The 18702-nt window shown below is 52.7% G+C and carries 20 protein-coding genes; 17 read left to right on the top strand and 3 right to left on the bottom strand.

Annotated features, from left to right (window positions below):
• The first annotated feature begins 17 nt into the window (after positions 1-17).
• The 17 genes from CAFE_RS02075 to CAFE_RS02155 all read left to right on the top strand — a co-directional run bounded on the left by CAFE_RS02075 (position 18) and on the right by CAFE_RS02155 (position 14657).
• The gene (locus CAFE_RS02075) at positions 18-851 is read left to right on the top strand and encodes a motility protein A (RefSeq protein WP_066642828.1); all 834 of its coding nucleotides are present in this window, start codon (positions 18-20) and stop codon (positions 849-851) included.
• A gap of 37 nt (positions 852-888) precedes the next feature.
• Positions 889-1725, top strand: coding sequence for an OmpA/MotB family protein (locus CAFE_RS02080; RefSeq protein WP_156989665.1), 837 nt, complete (start codon positions 889-891; stop codon positions 1723-1725).
• A gap of 73 nt (positions 1726-1798) precedes the next feature.
• On the top strand, positions 1799-2797 hold the full coding sequence (fliM, locus tag CAFE_RS02085) for a flagellar motor switch protein FliM (RefSeq protein WP_066642833.1): 999 nt from the start codon (positions 1799-1801) through the stop codon (positions 2795-2797).
• Positions 2798-2824: 27 nt separating this feature from the next.
• The gene (fliY, locus tag CAFE_RS02090) at positions 2825-3949 is read left to right on the top strand and encodes a flagellar motor switch phosphatase FliY (RefSeq protein ID WP_228725167.1); all 1125 of its coding nucleotides are present in this window, start codon (positions 2825-2827) and stop codon (positions 3947-3949) included.
• Positions 3950-3983: 34 nt separating this feature from the next.
• Positions 3984-4346, top strand: a complete 363-nt coding sequence (locus CAFE_RS02095; protein WP_066642835.1) for a response regulator — start codon at positions 3984-3986, stop codon at positions 4344-4346.
• Between the two features lie 21 nt (positions 4347-4367).
• Entirely contained in the window at positions 4368-4763 is a 396-nt protein-coding gene (locus CAFE_RS02100; protein WP_156989666.1) for a flagellar biosynthetic protein FliO, read from the top strand.
• Between the two features lie 58 nt (positions 4764-4821).
• Positions 4822-5514, top strand: coding sequence for a flagellar type III secretion system pore protein FliP (gene fliP, locus CAFE_RS02105; RefSeq protein WP_139103997.1), 693 nt, complete (start codon positions 4822-4824; stop codon positions 5512-5514).
• 21 nt (positions 5515-5535) lie between these two features.
• Complete coding sequence (fliQ, locus tag CAFE_RS02110; protein ID WP_066642845.1) at positions 5536-5802, top strand: flagellar biosynthesis protein FliQ; 267 nt, start codon at positions 5536-5538, stop codon at positions 5800-5802.
• A 16-nt stretch (positions 5803-5818) separates the two neighbouring features.
• Positions 5819-6586: a flagellar biosynthetic protein FliR gene (locus tag CAFE_RS02115; RefSeq protein ID WP_066642847.1), complete on the top strand. Its 768-nt coding sequence runs from the start codon at positions 5819-5821 to the stop codon at positions 6584-6586.
• Between the two features lie 18 nt (positions 6587-6604).
• Entirely contained in the window at positions 6605-7681 is a 1077-nt protein-coding gene (gene flhB, locus CAFE_RS02120; protein WP_330593826.1) for a flagellar biosynthesis protein FlhB, read from the top strand.
• Entirely contained in the window at positions 7678-9738 is a 2061-nt protein-coding gene (flhA, locus tag CAFE_RS02125) for a flagellar biosynthesis protein FlhA (RefSeq protein WP_156989667.1), read from the top strand. The genes flhB and flhA overlap by 4 nt, the downstream gene beginning before the upstream one ends.
• A gap of 29 nt (positions 9739-9767) precedes the next feature.
• A complete protein-coding gene (locus CAFE_RS02130) occupies positions 9768-10541 on the top strand; it encodes a sigma-70 family RNA polymerase sigma factor (protein WP_066642855.1) in 774 nt (257 codons plus the stop codon).
• A gap of 15 nt (positions 10542-10556) precedes the next feature.
• Positions 10557-11288, top strand: coding sequence for a flagellar hook-basal body protein (locus CAFE_RS02135; RefSeq protein WP_066642856.1), 732 nt, complete (start codon positions 10557-10559; stop codon positions 11286-11288).
• Between the two features lie 21 nt (positions 11289-11309).
• On the top strand, positions 11310-12014 hold the full coding sequence (locus CAFE_RS02140; RefSeq protein ID WP_156989668.1) for a flagellar hook-basal body protein: 705 nt from the start codon (positions 11310-11312) through the stop codon (positions 12012-12014).
• A gap of 40 nt (positions 12015-12054) precedes the next feature.
• Positions 12055-13530, top strand: a complete 1476-nt coding sequence (locus tag CAFE_RS02145) for a DUF342 domain-containing protein (protein ID WP_066642865.1) — start codon at positions 12055-12057, stop codon at positions 13528-13530.
• 21 nt (positions 13531-13551) lie between these two features.
• Positions 13552-14175, top strand: coding sequence for a chemotaxis protein CheC (locus CAFE_RS02150; protein WP_066642868.1), 624 nt, complete (start codon positions 13552-13554; stop codon positions 14173-14175).
• Positions 14172-14657 (top strand): chemotaxis protein CheD, encoded by a 486-nt coding sequence (locus CAFE_RS02155; protein ID WP_156989669.1) that lies wholly within the window; start codon positions 14172-14174, stop codon positions 14655-14657. The genes CAFE_RS02150 and CAFE_RS02155 overlap by 4 nt, the downstream gene beginning before the upstream one ends.
• Here the strand turns inward: CAFE_RS02155 and CAFE_RS02160 are convergent.
• From CAFE_RS02160 to fliD, 3 genes are read right to left on the bottom strand one after another with little or no spacing between them, the layout of a single operon-like run.
• The gene (locus CAFE_RS02160) at positions 14654-15106 is read right to left on the bottom strand and encodes a hypothetical protein (RefSeq protein WP_066642872.1); all 453 of its coding nucleotides are present in this window, start codon (positions 15104-15106) and stop codon (positions 14654-14656) included. The two genes, CAFE_RS02155 and CAFE_RS02160, sit on opposite strands and share 4 nt — an antisense overlap.
• A gap of 34 nt (positions 15107-15140) precedes the next feature.
• On the bottom strand, positions 15141-15545 hold the full coding sequence (fliS, locus tag CAFE_RS02165; RefSeq protein WP_066642874.1) for a flagellar export chaperone FliS: 405 nt from the start codon (positions 15543-15545) through the stop codon (positions 15141-15143).
• A 34-nt stretch (positions 15546-15579) separates the two neighbouring features.
• On the bottom strand, positions 15580-18591 hold the full coding sequence (gene fliD / locus CAFE_RS02170) for a flagellar filament capping protein FliD (RefSeq protein WP_156989670.1): 3012 nt from the start codon (positions 18589-18591) through the stop codon (positions 15580-15582).
• Positions 18592-18702: the final 111 nt, after the last annotated feature.

Below are 18702 nucleotides of genomic sequence, written 5' to 3' on the forward strand. Positions count from 1 at the left end.
CAGGGAAGTGTTTGTTCATGGATTTTACAGGAATTATCGGTCTTATTGCCGGCTTGGGCCTGATTTTCTACGGAATTACGGGCCTGACCGACATGGGCGCGATGAAAAGCTTCATTGAGTATCAGAGCATGGCGATTACCATCGGCGGAACCATTGCCTCCACCCTGATTGCTTTCCCGATTTCCTACTTCAAGAAAATCCCCGCCCAGCTGAAAATAGCCGTTCAGAGGAACCGCTACGACCCCAAAAAATACATCGACATGATCGTGGACTTTGCACAGGAAGCGCGGAAAAAGGGACTGCTTTCTCTGGAGGAAAAGGCAAACGGGCTGAACGACTCCGATTCCTTTTTAAAGAACAGCATCCTGCTGATTGTGGACGCGATCGACCCGGAAAAAGTGAAAGAGATGCTGGACAATGAACTGGATTCCCTGGACGAACGGCATTCCCAAGGCTGGCAGTTTTTTGAAAAGGCCTCGACGTTTGCGCCGGCGTTCGGCATGATCGGCACGCTGATCGGTCTGATCAACATGCTGGGGAACCTGAACATGGATTCCACCAGCGGCGCGAACGCTTTGGGGCAGGGAATGTCCGTCGCGCTGATCACCACCTTCTACGGGTCCCTGCTTGCAAACCTGATTCTGGTTCCGGTTGGTCACAAGCTGCATATGCGGCACAACGAGGAACGGCTTTGCAAAGAAATCGTTGTGGAGGGGGTCATCGCCATTCAGGCGGGCGACAACCCGAAGCATATTGAACAGCGGCTGAAAGCTTTCCTATGCGAACGGGAGAGGGGAGAGGAAACGGAGTCCGGCAAGAAGGGTAAAAAGGAAAAAAAGAGCAAAAAATAGCGCTCATGAATATATAACGGGGGATTGAGGTGGTAAAATGAGAAAAAAGAAACAGGATGATTCTTCCGGCGGCCCCAGCTGGCTGGATACCTATGCCGATATGGTGACGCTGCTGCTTACCTTTTTTGTTCTTCTGTTTTCCATGTCGACTTTAAATTCCAGCAAATGGCAGAAGCTGGTTGTCGCGCTGTCGGCAAACATCGCAAAAACCCAGGTCAACAGCGAACAGCAGGTGGTCATCGACCCGTCGTCCAATGTCGTGTCCAAAGCGCCGAGCGCGGCCGCTCCGGATGAAGGACTGGACGAGGAATCCAAGCCGGTCGACAAGGTAACGGATTTTGACCAGCTTTACGCTTACCTGAAAAAATACATCGAAGACAACCATCTAGACAGCAGCGTGAAGATTTACAAAGGGGACGGGTACACGTTTCTTTCCTTTCGAAACAGCATCTTTTTCGACGGTGACAGTTCCAATCTGCGCCCGCAGGGAAAGGTGATCCTCGATTACCTCTGCGACGCGATGTCCAACATTCCGGACCAGATCGGCGAAATCCGTTTCTATGGGCATACGGCCAAGGTTTCGGCGACGAATACGCCGGAACGGCAGGCGTTTGACCGCGGCCTTTCCGACGACAGGGCGAAAAACGTGCTGCTGTATGTGCAGGCAAAGGGGATTATCAGCGGAGCAAAGATGGTCAGCGAGGGTTACGGCGAATACCGCCCGATTATACCGGACGACGGGACCGAGGCGACCAGAGCAAAAAACCGGAGGGTGGAAATTTATCTTTCCAAAACCGGCAAGACGGTCGACGTTCTGGACAAGGTTTACGAGGAAATCAATGCCGCGAGCCGGGCTTCGTCGGCAGGCGGTTAAGAATTCTTCCCGGCGCCGCGGCGCCGGGCCGTACAGACAGTTTCAGAATCCTAGCTAAAGAATGGTGGTACATATGGCGGAAGTATTGTCGCAGCAGCAGATAGACGATCTGCTTGGGAGTCTGCAAAGCGGCAGCATGGATTTTCAGGAGATCGAAGAGCAGACCTCCGGACCGAAAGTCAAGGATTATGATTTTCTGTCACCTAAAAAGTTTACAAGAGAGCAGATCAGGCTCCTGCAGAATATATTTGAAAGCTTTTCACGCCTTTTCAGCCTTCATTTGTCGGGGGTTCTGCGCATGAACTGCCAGGCGGAGGTGCTGCAGGTTGAGGAAGAGGAGTATAAGGAATTCGGAAACGCCCTGAGCGATTCCGTTCTGATTGGGGTCATGGGTCTCCACAGCGCAGAATACGGCATTGAGGACAAGCAGATCCTGATCGAAATGTCCAGGCCCATTTCCTTCAGCATTCTGGACCGAATGCTCGGCGGAAGCGGGAACGGCTATAAAATCGACCGCGAATACACGGAGATTGAACTCTCTATTCTGGATTATCTGTTCCGGGAGATCGCGCCCATTCTAAAGGATGCGTGGGCCAACTATCTCGATGTGGAGCATACGATGGACGGGATCGAGACCAATTCGCAGCTGATTCAGTTTATTCAGCCGGACGAGTCCGCCGCCATTGTCGTGGTTGAGGTCACACTCAATGAGCTGAAGGGAAATTTGAATATCTGTCTTCCCGCCAGTTCTTTGGAAGAGATTTTTAAGATCTTTGATTCAAAGTATGTAAAGATCAACAGAAAACTGGACCCGCAGCAGGAGCAACGCCGAAAAGAGCACATCCTCGAAAGCCTGAAGGACACGCCTCTGACGGTTTCCGCCGTGTTAGGGAAGACGGAAATCACCCTGAAGGATCTGATCGATCTGCACAGGGGAGACGTCATTCCGCTGGATGCACCGGCGGGGGACGAGTCCGTTATTCTTCAGGTTGAGAAGCTGAAATGGTTTACCGGTCAGATCGGAGTAAAAAAGAAAAAGTACGCCGTGAAAATTGGGAAAGTCCTCTATTAATATTTTATTTGAAAAAAGGTGATTGTTTTGGAGCCAAAGCAAGAAAAGCTTCTGTCCGATATGGAGATCGACGCCATCGGCGAAATCCTGAATATCAGTTTGGGTTCTTCCGCCACCTCCGTTTCGGAATTGCTTGGGCAGCCGGTCAACATTACGACGCCGGAAGTCAGGCTGATGAAGACCAGCGAATTCGACATTAAAACCTACGAGCCCGCCATCGCTGTTGAAATTAATTATGTTCAGGGACTTTCCGGAAAAAACTTACTGATTTTAAAAGAATCGGATGTAAAGGTCATTGTCGGCCTTTTGCTTCAGACGGATTTTTCGAAACAGGAATTCGTCATGGACGAGATGAATGTCGGCGCGATCTGCGAAGTGATGAACCAGATGATGGGCGCGGCGGCCACGGCGCTCTCTCAGTTTTTGAATAGAAGCATCAATATTTCTCCGCCGAATTCGTTCCAGATTGACAATTCGGAACAGTTCAAAGCGAAGTATTTTGAGGACAGCGAGAATATCTGCGCGGTCTATTTCAATTTGATGATCGGCGATATTGTCAACAGCGAGTTTATCAACGTCATGCCGATTCCGCTCGCGAAAGAGCTGGTTTCAAATTTCGGACTGAGTTCCGCCCCGGAGGATGCGGCTGCCGCTCAAACGGCGCAGACCGAAACTCCGGCCGCAGTGGAAGCGCCGGAGCCCGCTCCGCAGGCCGCTCAGGCACCCGCTCCGGCTCCGGTTGCTCAGGCCGCGCAGCCCGCTCCGGCTGAGTCGCAGTTTCAACAGCCGCAGCAGCCTGCGCAGCAGACGCCTCCGCTGCCGGTCGATCTCAATATCAAAAGCGCGGTCTACCCCAGCTTTGACGAGCAGGAACCCACCCTGACAAAGGGTGAGACCAACAACCTTAATATGATCATGTCCGTTCCGCTCCAGGTCACGGTCGAAATCGGACGAACTTCCAAAAAGATCAAGGATATTCTTGATTTTTCCACGGGAACCATTGTAGAACTGGACAAACAGGCCGGGTCCCAGGTTGACGTTTATGTCAACGGGCAGGCGATCGCGAAAGGCAACGTTGTGGTTGTTGATGATTTCTATGGCGTTCGGATTACGGAAGTAATTAACAGCGACGAAATCATGAAACTGGTATAAAATAACAATTCATTCATTCCAAGGAGGATACACGATGGAAAAGAAAATCATGCTGGTGGATGATGCCGCTTTTATGCGCATGATGATTAAGGACACGCTGTCAAAGAACGGTTTTACCAACATTATTGAGGCGAACAACGGTCAGGTGGCGGTTACGAATTACGCCGCGGAAAAACCGGACCTTGTCATCATGGACATTACCATGCCCGTCATGGACGGCCTGCAGGCGCTGAAGGAAATCAAAGCGCAGGACCCGGACGCCAACATCATCATGTGCTCCGCCATGGGGCAGGAGGCGATGGTGGTCGACGCCCTCAAGCAGGGCGCGAAGGACTTTATTGTAAAACCCTTTAAGGCGGACCGCATTATGAAAACGGTCAACAGCATTCTGGGGTAAAAAGATCACGGAGGAATACATATGAAGCTGAGCACGGGCTTTGCATCGGACGTTCTGCCGCTGATTTTTTCCATTCTTGCAATCGCGGCCGTTCTGTACCTTTGCTATCTTCTCAGCCGATACCTTGCGAAAAAGGCCAACAGCATCGCGAACACCGCCAACATCCAAATTCTGGAGCGTGTGGCGCTTGCGCAGGATAAGGGGCTTGCGATCGCGAAGATCTGCGGGCGCTGTTATCTGATTGGATTTTCATCCGACAGGATTGAGTTATTAAAAGAAATCGACGAAGCGGAAATTCGCTCCCCCGAACCGGGGGCGGGGCGGAATTTTGTGGACGCCCTGAACGCCGCGCTCAAGGGCAGATTGGATTTGACAGGAAATAATGGAAAACACAAAAACGACGGACACGAAAAATAAAAATGGGACAAAACGCAGGATCGTAAAAAAGGCGCTTCTTTTTTCAGGCGTTTTTTTCATGACCGCCCTGTTCCTGCCGATGAGGGCCTCTGCGGCCGCGGTGGATGTGAACATCAACGGAAACGGCACGAGCTCGCTCCAGATTATCGAGATGCTCACCATTCTCGCTTTGCTTCCGTCCATTCTGATTATGACGACCTGCTTTACGCGCATCGTCATCGTTCTGTCTTTCCTGCGAAACGCGATGGGGCTGCAGCAAACCCCGCCGAATCAGGTTCTGATCGGCATATCCCTTTTCCTGACTCTGTTCATTATGTCTCCTGTTGTCTCGAAAATCAACACGGACGCCTACCAGCCCTTTAAGGAAGAAAAAATCACGCAGGAAGAATTCTTGCAAAAGGCGAGCGAGCCGCTCAAGGAGTTCATGCTGAAGAACACAAAAAAGGAAGATCTGAACCTGTTTATCAATCTATCGAAGCAGGACAGCTCCACCCCGGTGGAGAAAATGCCGATTACCCTTGTGATTCCCGCGTTTATGACAAGCGAGCTGAAACGCGCTTTTATCATTGGATTCCTTCTCTACATCCCGTTTCTCATCATCGACATGATCGTATCCAGCACGCTGATGTCGATGGGAATGATCATGCTGCCGCCTGCAACGGTGTCCCTGCCGTTTAAGCTGCTGCTCTTTGTTCTGGTGGACGGATGGGATCTGCTGTTTAAAACACTGGCCTCGGGCTTTCACCTGTAGGCGGCTTAAGGAGGTTCGGAGATGACCGTTTCAAAAGTAATGGAAGTGATTCAGGCCGCCATGCTTGTCACGCTGAAAATTGCGGGGCCTATTCTGATCTCAAGCATGCTGGTGGGGCTTGTCATCTCCATTCTGCAGGCGGCCACCCAGATTCACGAGCAGACCGTGGCGTTCGTGCCGAAGCTGTTTACCATTGCCGCCGTTATGGTGCTGCTGGGGCCGTGGATCATGCAGGTCATGAATGACTTTATGCAGTACATCTTCCGGCTGATGGTTTCCCTGAATTGAAGACGGGGCGGAAAACATGAAACTGGATTACAATTACACGCTGCTCATGCTGATTTTTCTGCGGATGTCGGGCTGCATCTTTTTTAACCCGATCATCGGCCGGCGAAATCTGCCGAATGTTGTCAAAGTCGGTCTGACGATGATGCTGACTCTGTTTGCTTATCGCCTGACGACGGACCGTTCGATTGAAATCAATTCGTTCCTCGTCCTCTTTTTCTCCGGATTGAAAGAACTGCTGGTCGGCTTCATCATCGGCTATATCATCCAGCTGTTTCTTTCCGTCATTGTGATGGGCGGTGAAATGTCCGACCTGCAGGTCGGCATCTCCATGTCGAAGGTATACGATCCGCAGAGCGACGTTTCCATGCCGCTTTCCGCGTCTATGCTGAACGCGATGTACTTTTTGATGTTTTTCTGCACCAATGCGCACCTGACCCTGATCGAGGTTTTTGTCAAGCTGGGCGCAGTCGTTCCCTACGGTGACGGACTTGAGCTCGGCGCGGGGCTGTTCGGCGGCCTCGCCGCCCTTTTGGGGCAGATGCTGATCTATGCGGTCAAGCTTTCCCTGCCGATGGTGGCGGTGCAGATGATCGGCGAAATCGGCACCGGCCTGATGATGCGCGCGGTGCCGCAGATCGATATCTTCACGGTGGAAATTCAGCTGAAGATTCTGATCGGCTTTCTGGTGATGCTCATCCTTGTTCCGTCGTACGCTTCGTTTCTGGAGCGGATGATGACCCTGATGTTCGACCGGATCAGCGCCGTGTACGCCATACTGGCCTAACGCCGAGGGGGGATTGCAGTGCCGGACGGTTCGTCGGAAAACAAAACGGAAAAAGCAACCCCGAAAAAGAGGGAGGACGAACGAAAAAAAGGGAATGTCTTTCAAAGCGCCGACGTTGTCAGCTCCTTTTCCATTCTAGCGGTTTTCGTCATGCTCCGCATTGCGTTTCCGTATCTCTACCGCTATTTGTCCAATTTTATTCAAAGGTATATTTCCTATACCGCAACCAAGAGCGTCATCACACAGACGGCCGCCGTTGATATTCTGCGCGACGCATGGATCGCTATCCTGCTTCTTTGTTCCCCGGTGCTGCTTGCGGCTCTGCTTGCGGCGATTCTGGCGACCGGGGCCCAGACACGATTTAAATTTTCCGGTGAAAAAATTAAATTTAAACTCACAAACGTCAGCCCGCTGCAGGGGCTCAAAAAGCTGTTCTCCCTCCGGTCGGTCGCGGAGCTGATCAAATCGATCATTAAAACCATTGCGATCGGGTATGTGATGTACCTGCAGATGAAAAAGATCTGCGCGGACTGCATCGAGATGATGAGCGGGGATGTGATGCAGTCCGCCGTCCAAATGCTGAACGCCGTAATGGATATGGTGATTCAGATGACGCTGGTCTTCCTCGCGATTGCGGCGGCGGACTATTTCTACCAGTGGTGGGATTATGAACGAAACATACGGATGACAAAGCAGGAGATGAAGGAGGAGTACAAACAGCTGGAAGGCAATCCTGAAATCAAGGGACGAATCCGGCAGGTACAGCGAAGCATTTCCGGGCGCCGGATGATGCAGCAGGTGCCGCAGGCCGACGTGGTCATCCGCAACCCGACCCATTTTGCCGTCGCGCTGCGCTACCACGCGCAGGAGGACACGGCGCCGGTCGTGGTTGCGAAAGGGCAGGATTATCTGGCCCTGAAAATTATAGAAATCGCCGAGCAGCATCAGATCCCGATGAAGGAGGACAGGCCCCTGGCCCGCGCGCTCTATGCGTCGGTTGAGGTGAACAGCCAGATTCCGCAGGAATTTTACCAGGCGCTGGCCGAGGTTATGGCGTGGGTCTACCGCCTGAAACAGGAAGGAGAGGAAAGATGAAACTACTCAATCACGTCGTGTCGCTGTTTGTCATCCTGATTATCGCGCTGATCATCATTCCTCTTCCGGCGTTTCTGCTGGATATGATGTTCATCATCAATATTTCCCTGTCTCTGATCATTTTGATGCTGACCATGTACATCAAAACGGCGCTTGAATTTTCGGTCTTTCCGTCCATTCTATTGATTACGACCCTGTTCCGGCTTGCGCTGAACATCTCCTCCACAAGGCTGATTCTTTCCCACTCCGGCTCGGCCGGGCAGGTCATCAAGACGTTTGGTACGTTCGTCCTTCAGGGCAACATCGTCGTGGGTTTTGTTGTGTTCCTGATTATTGTGCTGGTTCAGTTTCTGGTCATCACAAAGGGCGCGGAGCGTGTTTCAGAGGTGGCGGCCAGGTTCCGTCTGGACGCGATGCCCGGCAAACAGATGGCCATTGACGCCGACCTGAATTCCGGCCTGATCGACGAGCAGACGGCCCGCAGGCGCCGCGAAGACATCCAGCGCGAAGCGGAATTCTACGGCTCTATGGACGGCGCGAGCAAGTTCGTCAAGGGCGACGCGATCATGTCGATCGTCATCACGTTCATCAATTTTATCGGCGGACTGATCGTCGGCATGGTGCAGGGCGGTCAGACGTTCGGAGACGTGCTGAACATTTATTCCATCGCGACGGTCGGCGACGGTTTGGTTTCTCAGGTGCCGGCGCTTCTGATCTCCACCGCGACGGGCATGATCGTGACGCGCGCGGCTTCCAACTCGACGCTGGGCGAGGATGTTTCCCGCCAGTTTTCTTCTCAGCCGATGGTGCTTCTGTTGGCTGGGTGCGGCGTGCTCGCGTTGAATCTGATTCCCGGCATGCCCCATGTGCAGCTTCTTCTGCTTTCCGCATTCCTGATCGGTTCCGGTCTGATGCTCCGCAGAAAACTGGAACAGTCCGCCGCCGCGCCGGCGCAGCAGGCGTCCGGTTCGTCCGCCGTCCCGGAGCAGAGCGACGAAACCTCCTATTATAAGAATATCGATCATATTTACGGCCTTCTTCCGCTGGATGCGATTGAAATGGATTTCGGTTACAGCCTGATTCCCCTGGTGGATGAAGCGAGCGGAAGCAGCTTTATCGAGCGTCTGGTGACGTTCCGCAAACAGTTCGCGGTCGAGATGGGAATGGTGGTTCCCACCGTCCGTCTGCGCGACAACGGCCTGCTCAACCCGAACCAGTATGTCATCAAGATCAAAGGCGAGGAAGTCGCCCGCGGTGAAATTCTGATGGACTACTACCTTGCGCTTGATCCGGGCAACCGGACCGGAGAAATCGACGGAATCGATACGATTGAGCCCGCTTATGGGATTCCGAGCAAGTGGATTACCCCCGACAAGAAGGACATGGCGGAGATATACGGATATACGGTCATCGACCCTCTTTCCGTCGTTGTGACGCATCTTTCCGAAACCGTGCGCCGCCACGCGGACGAGCTGCTCTCCAGACAGGAGGTAGGTCAGCTTCTGGAAAGCGTCAAAATCTACGACGCATCCCTTGTTTCCGACGTTGTGCCGAACGTGATCACGCACAGCAACCTGCAGAAGGTTTTGTGCGCACTGCTGAAGGAGGGCATCCCCATCCGAGACATGGAAACGATTCTGGAAACGGTTTCCAACAACGCCGCCGCGGCGCGGGACCCGGATATGATGACGGAATATGTGCGGCAGGCGCTGCACCGCACCATTACCCGAAAATGGGCGGACGGCGGCCAGATTCGGGTGATCACACTCGACAGCGAGGTGGAAAAATCCATTGTCGGCTCCATCAGCAAAAACGAGCACGGAACCTATCTGTCGCTAGACCCGCAAACAACCCAGAAGATCATCACAAAACTGACGGACTGCATCGCAAAGGTGCACGACGTGGTAAATACCCCGGTTATTCTGACTTCCCCGGTGGTGCGGATCTATTTCAGCAAACTGCTGCAGCAGTTTTATCCTCGGGCCGTGGTGCTTTCCTTTAACGAGCTCGATAATAACATACAGATTCAGGCGGTCGCCAACGTAACGCTGGAGTAATGAACTCAACGCGGAAAGGGGAGGGCTGTATGACGAAAAACTATGAGGTACGGGAAATACCGGTGCAGGAGCTTTGGACCCGGTACAGCAAAACCGGGGATATTGAAACGCGCAACGAGCTGATTCGCCAGTACAGCTATCTGGTCCGCTGTATTGCGATAAAAATTGTCGGACGCTATCAGTATTTTAATTATCTGGACGATATAATAAATGAAGGCTTAATTGCTTTGATGGATGCGATTGCAAAGTTCGACATGATGAAGAATGTAAAGTTCGAGACCTTTGCATCCATTAAGGTAAGGGGCGCGATGATCGATTACATCAGACGGCAGGATTGTTTTCCCCGCAGGCTGAAGAAAATGGCGAGGGCGATCAACGAGGCGGACGAAACGCTGAATCAGCGGCTGGGACGCAGCCCGACGGAACAGGAAATTGCGGATTACATGAAAATAAGCCTGCCGGAATATGAAAAAATGCTGGCGGAGACCAGTTCGATGAACATCCTGTCCTTTGAAGAGCTGGTTTATGAAAAAGGAGTCGAAAGCATTGCACTGCACAGCGCCAGCTCCACCGGCGGCCCGGAACAGGTAATGGCCGAAAAGGAACTGAGCAGTATGCTTCAACTGGATATTGAGAATTTAGAAGAAAAAGAGAAGATCGTCATTTCGCTGTATTATAAGGAGCAGCTGAAAATCAAGGAGATTTCGGGCGTAATGGGAATCAGCGAATCAAGGGTCTCACAAATCCATTCCAGCGCGCTGCGAAAGCTGAGAAGAAGCTTGGAAAATTACCTCAAACAATAGGAAGGACGGGTCGCAATGGTCAGGGGTTTTTATATGCTGGGCTCCGGGATTCTGACGCAGAGCCGGGTATTGAACACAATCAGCAACAATGTCGCAAATGCCGATACCAACGGGTTCAAAAAGTCCCGCGTGATGGAAAAAACCTTCGGTAGCATGGTCGTTGAGAGGGTTGACCGGAACAGAACGCCGGTCGGCTCGGCGTCGCTGATGAACACCGCGGATGAAGCCGTGACCGACTACTCGCAGGGTACGGTAAACCAGACGGGCAGAAAACTGGATTTCGCCATTAAAGGCGACGGTTTTTTCGCCGTACAAGGGGACAACGGAACCGTCTACACCAGAAACGGCAGCTTCAATATTGACGGCGACGGGTATCTGGTTTTGAAAGGACAGGGCAGGGTGCTGGGCAGCGACGGGAATCCCATCCGGCCAGGAACGGACGAAATTTCGTCGGACGGGCAGGGTTACCTGACCGCGAACGGCGCGTCTGTCGGTCAGCTTGCCGTATACCGGTTTCCGGACAATGCCGAACTCAAAACGGTGGGGGAAGGGCTGTTCCAGGGCACGAACGCCGGGCTGGTCACAACGCCGGCCGTCCTGTGGAAGTCGCTGGAGGGCTCCAATGTCGATATGACGGAGGAGATGACCAACGCCCTGTCGTCCCAGCGCGAGCTTCAGTCCTGCTCTCAGGCGCTGAAGATGTATGATACCGTTCTGGATCAGGCTGTGGATATTGCAAAGCTTTAATATCGGGGAGGGGAAAACGCTATGATGACTTCTTTTTATACGGCGACGGCCGGCGCGATTGCACAGGAGCAGAAAATGGACGTGACTTCAAACAATATCGCAAACGCCTCGACCCAGGGGTATAAACCGGACAAGGTTTCGTTTGCGGATCTGCTTTACACGGGCGTGCACGGCAGGGAAACGGCAAACAGCCTGAAGGTTGGCCACGGGGACCGTCTGGACAAGACGGACACGGTTTTTACACAGGGAAGCGTCCAGAAAACCAATCGTTCGCTTGACTACGCGCTCCCCTCGGAAAACGCTTTTTTTGCGGTCAGATGTACGGACGGCACGGTGCGCTTCACACGGAACGGCGGTTTTCAGCTTTCGGAAAATGCCGACGGCGGCTTTTTTCTGGCGGACTCCCAGGGAGGAGTTGTTCTGGACAGCGATGGAAACGCGATTTCGGTGAAAAATGAAAACGATCCGCAGAACGTGGGGGTCTATTCTTTCAAAAACTGTGACGGGCTGAAAAAGACGGGCGGGAATTACCTGGAAGAGACCGCAGCCTCCGGACTGGCGTCGGTTTCGAAGGTGAAGCCTATTCAGGGCAGTATAGAGGAATCTACGGTGGATTTAGCGGACGAAATGACGGCGATGATCAGCGCGCAGAAGGCGTTCGCATTTAACGCAAAAATTCTCAGCATCTCAGACAATACCATGCAGACAGTCAATAATTTACGCTGATTGACCATTTTGAAGCCGTCAGCTTGAGGGAGTGAAGAGTATGAATGAACAGAATGGCGAATTGAACCAGGGGCAGGAAGAGAAAAAGGGAGAAGAGCAGAAAAAGCCTGAAATACGGCTGAGCGTTTCCTCAGACGGGCTTGAGGCTACGATTGAGGTCAAGACCGCGTTTCAGGGGCAGACGGTTTCTTATGAAGAGATCATGGCTTTCCTGAAGGAAAACGGGGTCGTCTACGGAGTCATGGAGAGTTTGATCCGCGACTTCTGCGAGAACCGGAAATTTTTCCTCGACCTGGTCTGCGCGAGAGGGCTGCACCCGGTGGACGAGGAGAACGGAAAACTGGAATACCTGTTTCAGAGGGAACAGAATACCATGCCGACGGAGCGGGAAGACGGCACGGTGGATTACAAGAATCTTGGCATTGTGCAGAATGTAAAAAAGGGCGATTTGCTTTGCAGAATTATTCCGCCGCAGCCCGGCAAGGACGGCATTGACGTTTACGGCAACGCCGTGGCTTACCGCCGCGGCAAGCTGCCGAGCTTTCCCCAGGGAAAGAACACGGCTGTCTCGGAGGACGGGCTGACCCTGACCGCGGATGCGGACGGGTGCGTCGAGTATAAAAACGCAAGCCTCAGCGTCAGCGAAGTATTCATTGTGCGCGGGGATGTCGACGGTTCGTCGGGCAATATCGATTTCATCGGGACGGTCATTGTGCAGGGTGATGTTCTGGAGGGCTTTTCCGTGAAAGCCGGCGGCGATATCAATGTACGCGGCATGGTGGAAGGCGCTCTGCTTGAAGCCGGTGGCAGCATCGCCATCGCCTGCGGCATGAACGGCATGAGCCGCGGAAAACTGATTGCAAAGGGAAGCATTTCCGCGCAGTACATAGAAAACACAACGGTGGAATGCGCCGGGGATCTAAGGTCGGACGTTATCTTTAACAGTATTGTCAAAGTGGGGAACTCCGTGCTGGTCCGCGGCAGGAAGGGACTGCTGGCGGGGGGCAGATGTCAGGCGGGGCGTTCGATCACGGCCAATACGATCGGCAGCGGCGGAGCCCGCACGGAAGTCTCGATTGTGTCGGGCGTGCTGGACGGTCTCCTTTCCGGCAAGGAAGGAGAGAGCTTGGAGTCGGTAAAAGCGGAGCTGGAGCAGGAAGAGAAAAATCTGCAAACGCTGAACGCACAGATTGGAACAATATGCCTGTTTTTAACGAAAGACCCGCGTTCCCTGAAGGCCAGAAAGCTTCAGAAAAGCGCCAACTCCCAAAAGGAGCTGGCCGAGACAAGAATCGAATATCTGAAGACAAAAATCGCCGCAATGGGAAAGGCGGATCAGAACGGCCTGTCTGCTTTGGACTTTAAAATTACGGCGCTGAAAGTGATTTATACGGGAACGAAAATGACAATCGGCAGCTTTGTGGAAAATTTATCGTCCGACTATAACGCGACCAAATTCTATGCGGATCACGAGCATATTGTCAGTTCCCCAATACAGCCTGTCGACCGTGTCTAAAATTGATTGCGAGGTGCGCCTATGGCGATTGAAAACTTAAGTCAGCTCAATGAAATGCATATTGACGTATTAAAGGAAATCGGAAACATCGGCGCGGGAAATGCGGCTACGTCTCTTTCCCAGATGCTCAATCGTGAAGTGGACATGGTAACGCCGATTGTAAGGATTCTGGATATCAGCGAGGCAGACAGGGCGCTGGGCGGCCCGGAGACTCCCGTCGTGGCGATTCTGGTGGAGCTTGGCGGCGACATCGGCGGCATTATGATGTTTGTCATTGAGCAGGAATTCACGCAGTCTCTGCTTGAAGCGCTGCTGGGGGAGAGCAAAGCGAACTGTACGGAACTGACCGAAATGGAGTATTCCGCGCTTTCGGAGATCGGAAACATCATGATCGGTTCTTATGCGGCCTCCATCGCGGCGCTTTCCAATCTTGAGATTAAAATATCAGTTCCGGCTGTTACGGTCGATATGGCCGGGGCTCTGCTGACGGTTCCCGCGGCGGAGATGGGCGCCGTTTCCGATAAAATCATTTTTATCGAGGACGACTTTCTCAGCGCCAGCAAGACGATTTCAGCCAATATGATGCTGATCCCGGACATTGCGTCACTGAATAAGCTAATGAATAGTCTGGGGATTCAGTTATGAATGATTTGATCACGGTTGGCATTTCAGATGTGAAGATTACAAAAAACCCCGGCGCGCTGGTGACCTACGCGCTGGGGTCCTGTATCGGGATCTGTCTTTATGATTCCGCGTTAAAGATCGGCGGCCTTGCCCATATCATGCTTCCCTACCGGCCCGAAAACAATAGCGGGGAACAGATCAGCCGGTACGCCGATTCGTGTCTGCCGGTTATGGTGCGGGAAATGGAGGCGATGGGTTGCCAGCGCGTGAGAATGCAGGCGAAAATTGCCGGCGGCGCGAAGATGTTCGAGGTCGCGGACGACAGCGCGTTCGGCAATATCGGGGCCCGGAATGTCGCCGCTGTGAAAGAGACGCTGGGAAATCTCAGAATCCGGATTTACGCGGAGGACACGGGGCTGAACTATGGAAGAACCGTCTATTTTTACACGGAAACCGGAACTATGCTGGTAAAATCTTTCGCCAAGGGGGAAAAGAGCTTTTAAACTGTAACATTGGAAAACGGAGAGGTTTCTCTTCCTTTGCCGCGGGAGTCGTTGACCAGCTTTTGAAGCCGGTCGCGCTCCTTTTTCATTTGCCTTGCGCTTTCCGCGTCGCTGGCCAGGGCTCCCCGAAGAAGGGAACGGCACCGCGTCTCGCGGTCTCGAAGCAGCTGCTCCTGCTCGGAGCACTCCTGCTTGGAAACCCGCCCGGAAAGAACACCGGACACACGCTCCTGGTCCGGGGCCGGCATCCTGCCGATTAAAAAAGAAACACGGTCCGCGCATTTTTTCAGCCGCTCCAGAAAGACCTGCCTTTGCTGAATCAGTGCCGTGGGCGCAGGATGCTCCGGCTCGCAGCAAACGACTTCGATTTGCCGAGCCAGGTTAAAAATCCGCGTCAGCAGCACCTCTTTCTGGTCGACACAGGCCAGAAGCTCTTCCATTCCTGTCATAAACAATCCGCTCCTTTTAAAATGGGCCGCCCTTTTACAGGGCAGCCCTTTTTGATCCGTTTTGCATCCGCGTTGCCTTTTCCGCCTGTGCCCAGGCATCCCGAAGCTCCTGCACGGTCGGGACGACCCCGTCCAGAAAAGACGGATCCCCCGAAACATTCGCTTTAATGATCTGTCCGAGCAGATGCGAGTAAATCTGTTTCAAATTCGCCGAAATACTGTATTTGTCATCCAGAATCGCATAAAGATAATTTACGATATCCTTTGCCTTGGAGGTGTATTTCTGAGCGGATTCGGACTGCTTTTGTCCGAGCAGGACGGAAGCGTATTTCAAATTTTTAAGCAGTTCGTCATAGAGCTTAATTAAAAGCTCCCCGCGTGACATGGTGAGAATCGACTGTTCCTGATACTGCATAATCAGGTTATTGTTGTCCGCCATTTTTTGCCTCCCGTATTTTCAAAGATCACAGGGATCAGGAACTGCTGCTGTTGCTGAACATGGAGGTCAGGTAATCGCTTTGCGCGGTCAGCGTGCTGAGCGACTGCTCCATCGCGGTAAATTTGCTCCAGTACCGATCCTCTTCCGTCTGTAACTGGTCTTTCAGCTTGGAGATCGTATCTTCATACTGGTTAATTTGTGTCGTCAGCTGGCTGGTGTCGTTTGCATCCGATTCTTTTCCGGCACGCAGGAGGAGAACGCCGTCCCCGCCGAATGTGCCGACGTATTTATCCAATGCGTCCTTCACACGGGAAGATATGCCGTCTTCATCCGTAAACAGGCTCGTCACAGCGTCCGGGTCGCTCTGGAGCTTTTCCTTGAGTGCCGCGGTATCCACGACGAGCTGCCCGCCGGAGGTAACGTCGTATGCCTTGGTGGAAATGCCGAGGTCGCTCAGCGACAGCCCGGCCGACTCGACGGCGTCGGTCATTGCCGAGCGAAGGTCATTTAAAATCCCATTGAGAGCAGAATCGTTCTGCAGCAGCCCTTTTTTGGCTTCCGTATTCCATTTGTCGATTTCATCATCCGACATGTCCTCTTTTTGGGCGTCCGTCAGAGGCTCATACTTCACTTTATGAGAACTGTTTCTTTCCTGGGCCTCGGTGGTCAGGGTGTTGACTTTATCGATAATTTTATTATATGCGTTCACATAATCGACGATTTTGGAAACGAGATCATCGACGTTGTTTTCCGACGAGAAGGATACGGCTTTATCGGTTGTTCCGGCAACGGTCAGCGTTACGCCGTCCAGCGCGGTGGTGTTGGAGGAACGGACGACGTCGGTCGTGGTTCCGTTAATGGTGACGTTCATTTTCAGGTCCTGCCCGGCCGTATATCCCGCAAGATTGGATGCGGACGAAATCTGCAGCGGATTCTCCGTAGACTGGGAAGTAATGGAAAGCTGGGTTTTTCCGTCGGCCGCGTTTAAGGAGAGCGTCCCGTTTGCGGTATCGGCGGACACGGTAACCGAACCCGTCCCAAACGCCGAATCAATCTGTGCCTGAACGGCGGACTGAAAGTCCGAAAGAGATGCATAGGAACCGGAGGCGAGCGTAATCGTCTTCTGGGTATTTCCCAGCGTCAGGGAGTAAACGGCGTCGCCGCTGACTGAGACAGTTCCGTCATCCGCTGTTAATTTACCGGATTGAATGCTGCCGAAGGTACCGTCCGTCATGGAACCGAACAGCGTATCGGCAAGATTTCCGCTCACATCGCTGTAATAGATCTTTCCCTGGGAACCGCTGTCGTCAGCCGTGATGCGAAAGGAGTCGGTCGTCTGGGAGTATGCGATCGTCACGCCCATATCCGGGTCGCTGTTAATCTGTGAAATCACGGTGGAAAGTGTGGTGTCCCCGTCAAAGGAGAGCTCTTTTCCGTTAATGGAGATGGTGTATTTCCCGTCGGCTCCCGCCGTCAGCGTCTGCTTAAATTCACCGGCAAGGTCGTCGAGCGTTTTACCGGTTTCCACACGGTTGGTTTCCCCGGAGCCGACACGCAGCGCGCCGTACTTGCCTAATACGTTGGAGCTGCTGGAAGACGACAGGGTCAGCACGGAAGTTGAATCGCCCGCTTGGAACTGAAGAGTGCCGTTTGCGGCGTCTGTTGAAACCAGAACCTTCCCGGTCCCGAATGAACTGTCCAGTTTTTTCTGCAAATAAGTTGAGATGCCGTCCGCGGAAGAGTAATCCGCCTCGTCGAGGGCGTCGAAGGCGACGGTTTTCGAGATGCCGTCGAGGCTGAAAGTCAAGGTGCTGCCGGCGAGCGTGTCTCCGAGATAAGACTTGAACAGGGCGTCTTTCGTCACGCCGGAGCTTTCCACGCTGGTTCCGCTCGGCGTGTCGGAGGTCGTGATTCCGAGTCCCTGCAGAAGATTTTGTGAACCGCCGCTGATGGAAAGATTGCTGCCGTCCAGAGAAGTAAATGTAATCTTTCCCGTGGCCGCGTCGAAGGATACGCTGATTTTATCCTTTAAATCGGCATTCGCGCTGATTTGTTTTTGAAGCTGGGTTGCGATTGCGATGGCATAACCATTATCCGAAGCGCCGGATACGGTCAGATCACCGCCAAGCGTTACGGTGTAATCCTCGCCGCCCACGTTAAACTTTAAATTGGAAGACGACGAAATCGTCTGGTTGAAAAGCCCGCTTGTGCTCACGTTGGTATCGATCGCCGTACCGTTTACCGTTTGGCCTGTTGACTCCGTGAGGCCGAGCGCGGCCAGAAATTTCTGGCCGGTGGTGGTGTCCTTGCTGGTGGTATAGGCTTTGACGCCGACGTCGTAGGAAGTTTTTGAGGAGAGAGAGATGCTGTTGTCGGCGTTCAGGGTAAATTCCACTTTACCGTTCAGCGTGCTGTTATTCTCGATCTGGTCGTTCAGGCCGTCGACAATTTTCTGCAGTTCCACATTGTTCCCGTCGGCGTTCGTTGCGGACATGTTTTCAGAGTCCAGCTTGACCGAATTGCTCAGCGTCAACGTATAATCGGTCCCGTTGTAGCTGACCAAGAGCGATTTCCCGCCGACGGTTGACGAGGTCCAGCTGTCGTAGAGCTTGCCGGAGGTAATCTCCTGGTCGGAAACCTGCTGGGTGGAATTGTAGGAAGCCTGGGATGCCATTTGCGAAATGCTGTTAATGATCAGGTTTTTTGCATTGTCCACATTACCTGCCGCGCTCACGGCACTGGACGAGCTGATAATATTCGCCGTCTTGAAAAAAGTCGAACTCAACAGATTGGTATCGCTTGTATACGAAAAATAGGTGTTTTCAAAATCCTGCATATCGGAAGTTACATCGCGGTATAGTTCCCGCTTCCACTCCGCGATCTGCTCCAACTGCTGCTGTTTGTCGATTTTGCTCTGTGTGTTTGAAACCAGAGCTTTGATAATCTTGTCCGTGTCCAATCCGGAGTACAGATTGGTACCGGAAAGGCGGTAAATCGAAGAGGTGTCAAGGTTTGCCGAAGAAGACGTAGAACTGGATGAACTCATAAGGATTCCTCCCTTTGTCGGACTGATTTGTCATAAAAATCCGATCTGTAGCATATATCGGCACGCCAATCAAAATGTTTATGAAAATATGCTTCAATTTTCTCGATTTTT

The organism is Caproicibacter fermentans (assembly GCF_009746625.1).
In the GTDB taxonomy this organism is placed as follows: domain Bacteria; phylum Bacillota; class Clostridia; order Oscillospirales; family Acutalibacteraceae; genus Caproicibacter; species Caproicibacter fermentans.